We start from the raw sequence: 10,244 nt of genomic DNA on the forward strand, positions 1-10,244 counted from the left end.
CCATTCCTCGCCGTACTCGCCCGCGCCGTACTCGCCCGCGCCGTGGATGCCGCTGTCGTACTCCTCGGGCAGCGGCTCCGCGAGGCCGAGTCGCACGGCGAGCTGCCGCAGCCGGTGCGGGATGGCGTTGACGGGGGTGGCCGTGACGACGAGCAGCCCGAAGATCGTGAGGAGGATCAGCAGCGGCACGGTCAGCACCTCGCCGACCGTGTAGATCAGCGGGCTGGCCGACGCCCAGCCGATCAGCCCGCCGGCGTCCTGGAGGGCCTGCGCGCCGTCGCCGCGGCTGGGCGCCCCGCACGCCACGTGCACCTGGCCGAGGACGCCGATGACCAGGGCGGAGAGCCCGATGACGATGCGTCCGTTCGCCTCCGGCTTCTCCGGGTGGCGGATCAGGCGGGCCGCGATGGCGCCGAACAGTATGGGCACGACCAGGTCGAGGCGGCCGAACGCGCCGGTGATCAGCATCTCCACCAGGTCCCCGACCGGGCCCCGGAGATCGCCCCAGGTGCCGGCCGCGATGACCAGCCCGATGCCGAGCAGCAGCAGGGCGAGGCCGTCCTTGCGGTGCGCCGGGTCCAGGTTCTTCGCGCCGCGCCCGACGCCGCGGAACAGCGCGCCCACCGTGTGCGCCAGACCGAGCCACAGCGCCCGTACGAGCCGGAAGACGCCGTTCGTCGGGGACGGCGCCGGCTTCGGTGCGGGCCTGGCCGCGGCCTTCTTCGCCGGGGCGCGCTTGGCGGGCGCCTTCTTCGCGGGCGCGGCGGACTTCTTGGCGGGCGCCTTCTTGGCCGGAGCCTTTTTCGCGGGCGCCTTCTGGGCAGCGCTCCCGGAGCGTCCGGCGCGCTGCTTCGAGGTGCCCGCCGTGCTCTGGGAACCCTTGCCGGACGTACGTGAGGCCATGGTGGTGAGGTTACCGTTGTCGGCCGCGAGGGACACGTGTGTCTACGCCTTCACCCGTTCGTGTCGCGTGTCGGCGGGCCTCGCGGTGACGCGGCGTCAACAGCTCAGTTCTGTGAGGGGACCGTACTGGCGCCGCTGCCCGCGCCGGGCTCCAGCGCGTCCAGCGCCCGCCGCAGTCCGGTGAGTTTGCGCTCCAGGTGGGCGGCGGTGGCGACGGCCGCGGCGTCCGCGGACTCGTCCAGCTGCTTGGAGAGCGCCTCGGCCTGCTCCTCCACGGCCGCGAGGCGCGCGGAGAGTTCGGCGAGCAGCCCCGTCGGCTCCTTGCTGTCGACGGCGGCGCCCTGGCCGCTCTCCAGCTGGAGGCGGAGCAGGGCCGCCTGCTCACGCAGCTGACAGTTCTTCATGTACAGCTCGACGAACACGGAGACCTTGGCCCGCAGCACCCACGGGTCGAAGGGCTTGGAGATGTAGTCCACCGCACCGGCCGCGTAACCGCGGAACGTGTGGTGCGGACCGTGGTTGATGGCCGTGAGGAAGATGATCGGGATATCCCGCGTCCGCTCCCGGCGCTTGATGTGGGCGGCGGTCTCGAAACCGTCCATGCCCGGCATCTGGACGTCCAGCAGGATCACTGCGAAATCGTCCGTCAGCAGCGCCTTGAGCGCCTCCTCCCCTGACGATGCCCGGACCAGTGTCTGATCGAGCGCCGAGAGGATGGCCTCCAGCGCCAGCAGATTTTCCGGCCGGTCATCGACCAGGAGGATCTTGGCCTTCTGCACCATGGCCCGTCCTCCTCGCCCCGGAAATGCGCCGGGTGCCGCCCCAGGGGACGACTCCCTTGCGCCGCCCGTCCTTGTGCCGGTCATGGTAGCCGCACCCCGCTTGTCGCCACACCCTGTCACCGCGAAGTCACTGTGCACGTAGCAGAAACGCGGTGGGAGACCAGAAGGTTCCCCGAATACCGCGTTCCCACACGTGTTTGGCCACAGTCAGTCAACACTCCGCCGTGGTTCGATCAGCCATCCGTCACTCAGCGCGCATCCACTGCTCCATCACCGCCAGCAGATGATCAGTGTCGACCGGCTTGGTCACATAGTCGGACGCGCCGGACTCGATGGCCTTCTCCCGGTCGCCCTTCATCGCCTTCGCGGTGAGCGCGATGATCGGCAGCCCGGCGAACTGCGGCATCCGCCGGATCGCCGTCGTCGTCGCGTAGCCGTCCATCTCCGGCATCATGATGTCCATCAGGACGACCACCACGTCATCGTGCTGTTCGAGGACCTCGATCCCCTCCCGGCCGTTCTCGGCGTAGAGCACCGACAGGCCGTGCTGCTCCAGCACGCTGGTGAGCGCGAACACATTGCGGATGTCGTCGTCGACGATGAGCACCTTCTCGCCGTGGAATCCGCCCGCGAACCCCGCGGCCACCAGATCCTGGCCATTGCTCAGCCACGGCTCGGACGACGGCTGGGCCGCCGAGGCGCCCGTGGCCGCCGGCTCGCCGCTGGCCGCGTCCTCGGACCCCTGGCCCGACGGCGCCGCCGACTGCTGCTCCGCCTCCTGCGCCGCCCGCTGCCGCCGCCGGAAGAGCCCGGCCGCGCCCTGCTGCTGCGCGCCGAACGCCGCGGCGCCGTTCTCCTGCTCCTGCGCCGCGGCCCCGTCGCCCGACGGCGCGCCCGCGGCGCGCTCCAGCGCGAGCGGCCCCGTGGCATGCCCGGCGAGGGCGAGCTGCGAGTAGTTCTGCGGCGGCAGCTCGGTCGGGTTCAGCGGCAGGTACAGCGTGAAGGTCGAGCCGCGGCCCGGCTCACTGGCGGCGTGGATCTCGCCGCCGAGCAGCCGGGCGATCTCCCGGCTGATCGACAGGCCGAGGCCCGTACCGCCGTACTTTCTGCTGGTCGTGCCGTCCGCCTGCTTGAACGCCTCGAAGATCACCCGCATCTTGCTCGCCGCGATCCCGATACCGGTGTCGGTGACCGAGAAGGCGATGACGCCGCCGTCCGCCTCGCGCAGCGCCCCCGACTCCAGCAGCTGCTCGCGGATGCTGTCCGGCACCCCCGCGCCGGCCGGCCGGATGACCAGCTCGACCGCGCCCGAGTCCGTGAACTTCACCGCGTTGGACAGCAGATTGCGCAGCACCTGGAGCAGTCGCTGCTCATCGGTGTGCAGCGTCGCCGGCAGCTCCGGCGAGACCCGTACGGAGAAGTCGAGTCCCTTCTCCGCCGTGAGCGGCCGGAACGTCGCCTCCACATAGTCGACGAGCTGGACCAGCGCGATACGCGTCGGGCTGACGTCCATCTTGCCCGCCTCGACCTTCGACAGATCGAGAATGTCGTTGATCAGCTGGAGCAGATCGGAACCCGCCCCGTGGATCGTCTCGGCGAACTCCACCTGCTTCGGCGAGAGGTTGCCCTCCGCGTTGTCGGCCAGCAACTTCGCGAGGATCAGCAGAGAGTTGAGCGGCGTACGCAGCTCGTGCGACATGTTGGCGAGGAACTCGGACTTGTAGCGCATCGACACCGCGAGCTGCTCGGCGCGCTCCTCCAGAACCTGCCGGGCCTCTTCGATCTCGGTGTTCTTGACCTCGATGTCCCGGTTCTGCCGCGCCAAGTGCTCGGACTTCTCCTCCAGTTCCGCGTTGGAGATCTCCAGCGCCTTCTGCCGGCTCTCCAATTCGTCCGACCGGTCCCGCAGTTGCTCGGTGAGCTCCTGCGACTGCTTGAGCAGCTGCTCGGTCTTGGTGTTGACGCTGATGGTGTTGACGCTGGTGCCGATCATCTCGGCGATCTGGTTCAGGAAGTCCTTCTGGATCTGCGCGAACGGCTGGAACGACGCCAGCTCGATCACGCCGAGCACCTGCCCCTCGAAGAGCACCGGCAGCACGATCACATGGGCCGGCGGCGCCTCTCCCAGTCCGGAGGCGATCTTCAGATACCCCGATGGCACGTTGTCCACCAGAATGGTCCGCTTCTCCTCCGCGGCCGTGCCGATCAGCGTCTCGCCGGGCCGGAAGGACGTGGGCATCGACCCCATCGAGTAGCCGTACGAGCCGAACATACGCAGCTCGTACGCGTCCTCGTCCGCCTCCTGCTCGGCGCTCTCGCCCGTAGCCAGGTTCTCGTTGGTCGGCGTCGCCACGAAGAACGCGCCGTGCTGCGCGGAGACCACCGGCGTCAGCTCGCTCATGATCAGGCTCGCCACGTCCGCTAGGTCGCGCCGCCCCTGCATCAGGCCGGAGATCCGGGCCAGGTTGCCCTTCAGCCAGTCCTGCTCCTTGTTGGCGAGCGTCGTCTCCCGGAGGTTGGCGATCATCGTGTTGATGTTGTCCTGGAGCTCCAGGATCTCGCCCGCCGCATCGACGTCGATCTTCAGGTTGAGATCGCCGCGGGTCACCGCGGTGGCCACCTCGGCGATCGCCCGCACCTGCCGGGTCAGGTTCCCGGCCATCTCGTTCACCGACTCGGTGAGGTCCCGCCAGGTGCCGTCCACGTCCCGCACCCGTGCCTGACCGCCCAGCTGCCCCTCCGTGCCCACCTCGCGGGCCACCCGCGTGACCTGCTCGGCGAACGAGGACAGCTGGTCCACCATCGTGTTGATGGTGGTCTTGAGCTCCAGGATCTCGCCCCGGGCGTCAATGTCGATCTTCTTGGTGAGGTCGCCCTTGGCGATCGCGGTGGTGACCATCGCGATGTTGCGGACCTGCCCGGTCAGGTTGGAGGCCATCCCGTTGACGGACTCCGTCAGGTCCTTCCACGTACCGGAGACGCCCGGCACCCGCGCCTGACCGCCGAGGATCCCGTCCGTGCCCACCTCGCGGGCGACCCGGGTCACCTCGTCCGCGATCGACGACAGCGTCTTCACCATGATGTTCACGGTGTCGGCGAGCTGCGCGACCTCGCCGCGCGCCTCGACGGTGACCTTCCGGGTCAGGTCGCCGTTGGCGACCGCCGTCGCGACCTGCGAGATGTTCCGCACCTGGCTGGTCAGGTTGTTGGCCATCAGGTTGACGTTGTCGCTCAGGTCCTTCCAGATGCCGGTGACGTCCCGCACCCGCGCCTGACCGCCGAGCTGCCCCTCCGTGCCGACCTCCCGGGCGACCCGGGTGACCTGCTCGGCGAAGTCCGAGAGCTGGTCGACCATCGTGTTGACGGTCGTCACCAGCTCCAGGATCTCGCCCTTCGCGTCCACGGTGATCTTCTTCGACAGATCGCCCTTGGCGACCGCCGTCGTCACCTCGGCGATGTTGCGGACCTGGGACGTCAGGTTGTTCGCCATGAAGTTGACGGACTGCGTCAGGTCCTTCCAGGTACCCGATACGCCCTGTACCTCGGCCTGCCCGCCGAGGATGCCCTCCGTGCCGACCTCCCGCGCCACCCGCGTGACCTGGTCCGCGAACGAGGAGAGCTGGTCGACCATCGTGTTGAGCGTGTTCTTCAGCTCCAGGATCTCGCCCCGCGCGTCCACGTCGATCGTCTGGGACAGATCGCCGCGCGCTACCGCCGTGGCTACCTGCGCGATGTTGCGGACCTGGGCCGTCAGGTTGCCGGCCATGCCGTTCACGGAGTCCGTCAGGTCACGCCAGACACCCGCGACGCCCGGCACCTGCGCCTGACCGCCGAGCCGGCCGTCCGTACCCACCTCGCGCGCTACCCGCGTCACCTGATCGGCGAACGCCGAGAGCTGGTCGACCATCGTGTTGATGGTGTTCTTCAGCTCCAGGATCTCGCCCCGGGCGTCCACGTCGATCTTCTGCGACAGGTCGCCGCGCGCGACGGCCGTCGTCACCTGCGCGATCTGCCGCACCTGGGACGTGAGGTTCCCGGCCATGAAGTTGACCGAGTCGGTCAATTCCTTCCAGGTGCCGGACACGCCGTCAACCCGCGCTTGACCGCCGAGCCGCCCCTCCGTACCCACGTCCCGCGCCATCCGCGTGACCTGGTCGGCGAAGGAGGACAGCTGGTCGACCATCGTGTTGACGGTGTTCTTCAGCTTCAGCATCTCGCCGGAGACGTCGACGGTGACCTTCTGCGACAGATCGCCGTTGGCCACCGCCGTCGTCACCTGTGCGATGTTGCGCACCTGGCCGGTCAGGTTGCGGAAGGCCGTGTTCACCGAGTCGGTGAGGTCCTTCCAGGTCCCCGCCGCCCCCGGCACCTGCGCCTGGCCGCCCAGCTCGCCCTCGACGCCGATCTCCCGCGCCACCCGCGTCACCTCGGCGCCGAACGCCGACAGCTGGTCCACCATCGTGTTGACGGTGTTCTTGAGCTCCAGCATCTCGCCCGCGACGTCCACGGTGACCTTCTGCGACAGATCGCCGTTGGCCACCGCCGTCGTCACCTGCGCGATGTCCCGCACCTGCGTGGTGACGTTGCGGAACGCGTTGTTCACCGAGTCGGTGAGGTCCTTCCAGGTCCCCGCCGCCCCCGGCACCTGCGCCTGACCGCCCAGCAGGCCGTCCGCGCCGACCTCACTGGCCACCCGCGTCACCTCGTCGGCGAAGGTCCGCAGCGTCTCGGTCATCTGGTTGATCGTTTCCGCCAGCTGCGCGACCTCGCCGCGCGCGCTCACCGTGACCTTCTGCGACAGGTCGCCATTGGCGACGGCCGTCGTGACCTGCGCGATCCCCCGCACCTGGGCGGTGAGGTTGCCCGCCATCAGGTTGACCGAGTCCGTCAGGTCCTTCCAGACCCCGGCGACGCCGGGCACCTGCGCCTGACCGCCCAGCTCGCCCTCGGTACCGACCTCGCGCGCTACCCGCGTCACCTCCGAAGCGAAGGACGAGAGCTGGTCCACCATCGTGTTGACGGTGTTCTTCAGCTCCAGCATCTCTCCGGCCACGTGCACCGTGACCTTGCGGGAAAGATCCCCCTTCGCCACCGCCGTCGTGACGAGAGCGATGTCACGCACCTGGGCGGTAAGCCGGGACGCCATCGTGTTGACGGAATCCGTGAGGTCCTTCCACGAACCCGACATACCGCGCACCCGCGCCTGACCGCCGAGCTTGCCCTCGGTACCGACCTCGCTGGCCACCCGGGTGACCTCGTCGGTGAACGCCGACAGCTGGTCCACGAGCCCGTTGACCGTACGCCCCACCTTGAGGAACTCGCCGCGCAGCGGGTGCGCCGCGCCGTCCGCCCCCTGCGAGCGCAGATCCATCCGCTGCTCCAGATCGCCCTCGGCGACCGCCGACAGCACCCGGCCCACCTCGGACACCGGCCGCACCAGATCGTCGACCAGCGCGTTGGAGGCGTCGATGGCCGCGGCCCAGGACCCCTCACAGGCCCCGACCTCCAGCCGCTCCGTCAGCTTGCCCTCACGGCCCACCACCCGCCGTACACGCGCCAGCTCGCCCGTCAGCTGGAGATTGCGGTCCGCCATTTCGTTGAACACGGCGGCGATCTCGGACATCACTCCGTCGCCCGCGACCGTCATACGCTTCCGGAAGTTGCCGTCGCGCATTGCCGACAGCGCCGTCAGCAGCCGATTCAGGGCCGCCGTCTCCACTTCCGTCGTCCCATTGCTACGGGACCGTCCGCCTTTCGCGCGCGTGCTCACGCCCCGCGCCGCTGCGCCAGACTCCACCGTGTCCCTCCCGCAGGGTCGACCATCCTCATCGCGCTTCCACTTCAAGCGTTCCCAGTGTTTCACTTCAGCGCACCGAACCGTTCGGCAGTGGGAACGTAACCCGGTGGACGAGGGGTCGTTGAACGCCACTACCCCCGAAACACGCGCCTCCGTTCCACACAAGTTCGGCCGACGGTTTAGCCTGGCGGACGAATCGAGGACCTGCGAAACGGGCACAGGACTCGGGGGGAGCGACGAGAGGCCAATGGGGAGTGCTGTGATCACCGCGCGGGCTGCCGCCACCTTCGAGCCGGTCGGACGCTCGGTCGCCTCCGCCCGCGCGTTCGTCCGGGACACCCTCCAGGGCTGGGGATTCCCCGACGTCGTGGACGATGCCGTCGTCCTGACCAGCGAACTCGTCACCAACGCCGTCGTGCACGCGGGCACCGCCGCCGACGTCCTGTGCCTGCGCACGGACACCGGCGTACGCGTCGAGGTCGGCGACCACTACCCCGAACGAGAGCTTCCGCTACAGAGCTCCGGCCGCCAGCTCGGCGGCGTCGACCGCGAGGGCGGCCGCGGCCTGCTCCTCTGCGCGGCCCTCGCCACCAGCTGGGGCGTCGAATACACCGCCACCAACAAGAAGGTCTGGTTCCAGCTCGACCTGCCCTCCCGCCCGGCGGGCACCCGCTCCGCCGGCCCCGCCCTCCCCGCCGACGCCCTCCCCCTCGCCGACGCCCGCGTCCGCGTCGCCGTCATCCAGATCGACCGCGTCGGCGGCATCAGCGCCTGGAACGACGACGCCCAGGACCTCTTCGGCTTCGCCCCGGAGCAGGTCACCGGCAAGCCCCTCACCGACTTCGCGGCCTGGCCGCACACCCCCGGCACCTCCACCGGCATCGCCGACGCGCTCCGCCTCTCCCGCTGGGAAGGCTCGTACGGCATACGCGGCGCGGACGGCCGCGTCGTCCCCGTCTACGCCTCCCACCTGCGCGTACGCGACGCCGACGGCGACCCCTCGACCGTCTGCCTGCTCGTGCGCGACGCCGAGCGCGCGGTGCTCCAGAGCCCCCAGCGCGGCTCCGGCTCGGAAGGCGCCACCAGCGACCGCGGCGCCTCCGCGGACCCCTTCGAGGTCTTCATCGGCTCCCCCGCCCCCGACGACCTCGACGGACTGCTCCAACGCACCGTCGAACGCGCCCGCGACATGCTCGACGGCGACTCCGCCTACCTGCTGCTCGCCACGGACGACGAGACCGAACTGGAGGTACGGGCCTCCACCGGCCTGCCCTCCGCCCGCCAGCGCTTCGCCCGCGTCCCCGTCGAGGCCGGCACCGGCCGCTACGGCTCGGCCCGGATGCCCGCCGTCCACGAGGACCTCAGCGCCGTCCCCGGCGCCGTGCCGCTGCTCAACAACACCGGCATGCGCTCCGTCGTCACCGTCCCCCTCAAGGTCGAGGGCCGCCTCACCGGCTCCCTGGGCGTCGCCGCCGAGGCCCCCGGCCGGTACAGCAACGAAGAAGCCCTGCGGCTCCAATTCGCCGCCGACCGCATCGCCCTCGCCGTCGAGTCCGCGCGCCTCGGCGAGCTGGAGCGGCTGCGCCGCGGCTCCCTCTCCTTCCTCGTCGAGGCGTCCGACCTGCTCGCGGGCACCCTCGACCGGGACCAGACGCTGGCCCTCATGGCCCAGATGACCGTCCCCACCCTCGCCACCTGGTGCGCCGTCTACACCATCGCCGACCAGTCCTCCGAGCCCGACCTCTCCTACGTCCTGCACGAGGACGAGGACCGCATCGACGGCCTCAAGGCGCTCCTCGCCAAGGTCCCGCCGCCGGACCCGGTCCCCACCCCCGGCGCCCGCGTCTGGACCGCGCCCTCCGACGCCGCCCACGCGGCAGCCCTGCGCAGCTCGCTGCGGAGCCTCGGCCTCGGCGACGCCGGACGCCTCTCCACCGGCCCCGGCACCTCCCTCGCCACCGCCTCGGCCGTCGGCGGCGAGACCGTCGTTCTGCCCCTGGTGGCCCGCAACCGCGTCATCGGCATGCTCACCCTCGGCAAGCCCACCGACGACCACTTCCGCCAGGAGATCCTCGAACTCGCCGAGGACCTCTCCCGCAGGGCCGCCCTGGCGCTCGACAACGCCCGCCTGTACTCCGAGCGCACCGCCATCAGCCAGTCCCTCCAGCGCAGCCTCCTGCCGCCCGAGCTGCCGACCGTCCCCGGCGTCGAGGTCGAGGTCATCTACCGCGCGGCCGGCGAGGGCAACGAGGTCGGCGGCGACTTCTACGACCTCTTCCCGATCCGTGACGGCGCGTACGGCTTCGCCATCGGCGACGTCTGCGGCACGGGCCCGGAGGCCGCCGCCGTCACCGGCCTCGCCCGGCACGCGCTGCGGCTCCTCGCCCGCGAGGGCTTCGGCGGCCCGGCCGTCCTGGAGCGCCTGAACGCCGCCATCCTCGACGAGGGCGCCCGCAGCCGCTTCCTGACCCTGCTCTACGGCGAGCTGTGGCCCCAGCACGACGGCAGCGCGATCCTCAAGGTCGTCTGCGCGGGCCACCCGCTGCCGCTCCGCCTCCGCCAGGACGGCTCCGTCGAGGCCGCCGCCGAACCGCAGCCGCTGCTCGGCGTGCTGGAGGAACTGGAGCTGTACGAGCAGACGGTCACCCTCGACCCGGGCGACGTCCTGCTCTGCGTCACCGACGGCGTCACCGAGCGCCGCGAGGGCGCCCGGATGCTGGGCGACGACGGCCTCATCGACGTCCTCACCACCTGTACGTGTG

The 10,244-nt window shown here is 70.4% G+C and carries 3 protein-coding genes and 1 pseudogene; 1 reads left to right on the forward strand and 3 read right to left on the reverse strand.

Features of this window, described 5'->3' with window-relative positions; translation table 11 throughout:
- The 3 genes and pseudogenes from ACFU99_RS19425 to ACFU99_RS19435 form a co-directional block, all read right to left on the reverse strand.
- Positions 1–903: pseudogene (locus ACFU99_RS19425) on the reverse strand (cell division protein FtsK); the annotation flags it as partial.
- A 104-nt stretch (positions 904–1,007) separates the two neighbouring features.
- Positions 1,008–1,685, reverse strand: coding sequence for a two-component system response regulator (locus ACFU99_RS19430; RefSeq protein ID WP_384393434.1), 678 nt, complete (start codon positions 1,683–1,685; stop codon positions 1,008–1,010).
- A gap of 244 nt (positions 1,686–1,929) precedes the next feature.
- Positions 1,930–7,482 carry a HAMP domain-containing protein gene (locus ACFU99_RS19435; RefSeq protein WP_384393437.1) on the reverse strand — a complete coding sequence of 1,851 codons (5,553 nt, stop codon included), beginning with the start codon at positions 7,480–7,482 and terminating at the stop codon, positions 1,930–1,932.
- 259 nt (positions 7,483–7,741) lie between these two features.
- On the opposite strand from ACFU99_RS19435, the gene ACFU99_RS19440 reads away from it, so the two are divergent.
- On the forward strand, positions 7,742–10,244 hold a 2,503-nt coding region (locus tag ACFU99_RS19440), incomplete at its 3' end, for a SpoIIE family protein phosphatase (RefSeq protein WP_384393440.1).

Origin of the sequence: Streptomyces sp. NPDC057654 (genome assembly GCF_042800135.1) — a bacterium.
Taxonomy (GTDB): Bacteria; Actinomycetota; Actinomycetes; order Streptomycetales; family Streptomycetaceae; genus Streptomyces.

Coding starts and splice junctions, on each gene's coding strand:
- ACFU99_RS19430 (WP_384393434.1), bottom strand. CDS start 1,685: ATGGTGCAGAAGGCCAAGATCCTCCTGGTCGATGACCGGCCGGAAAAT.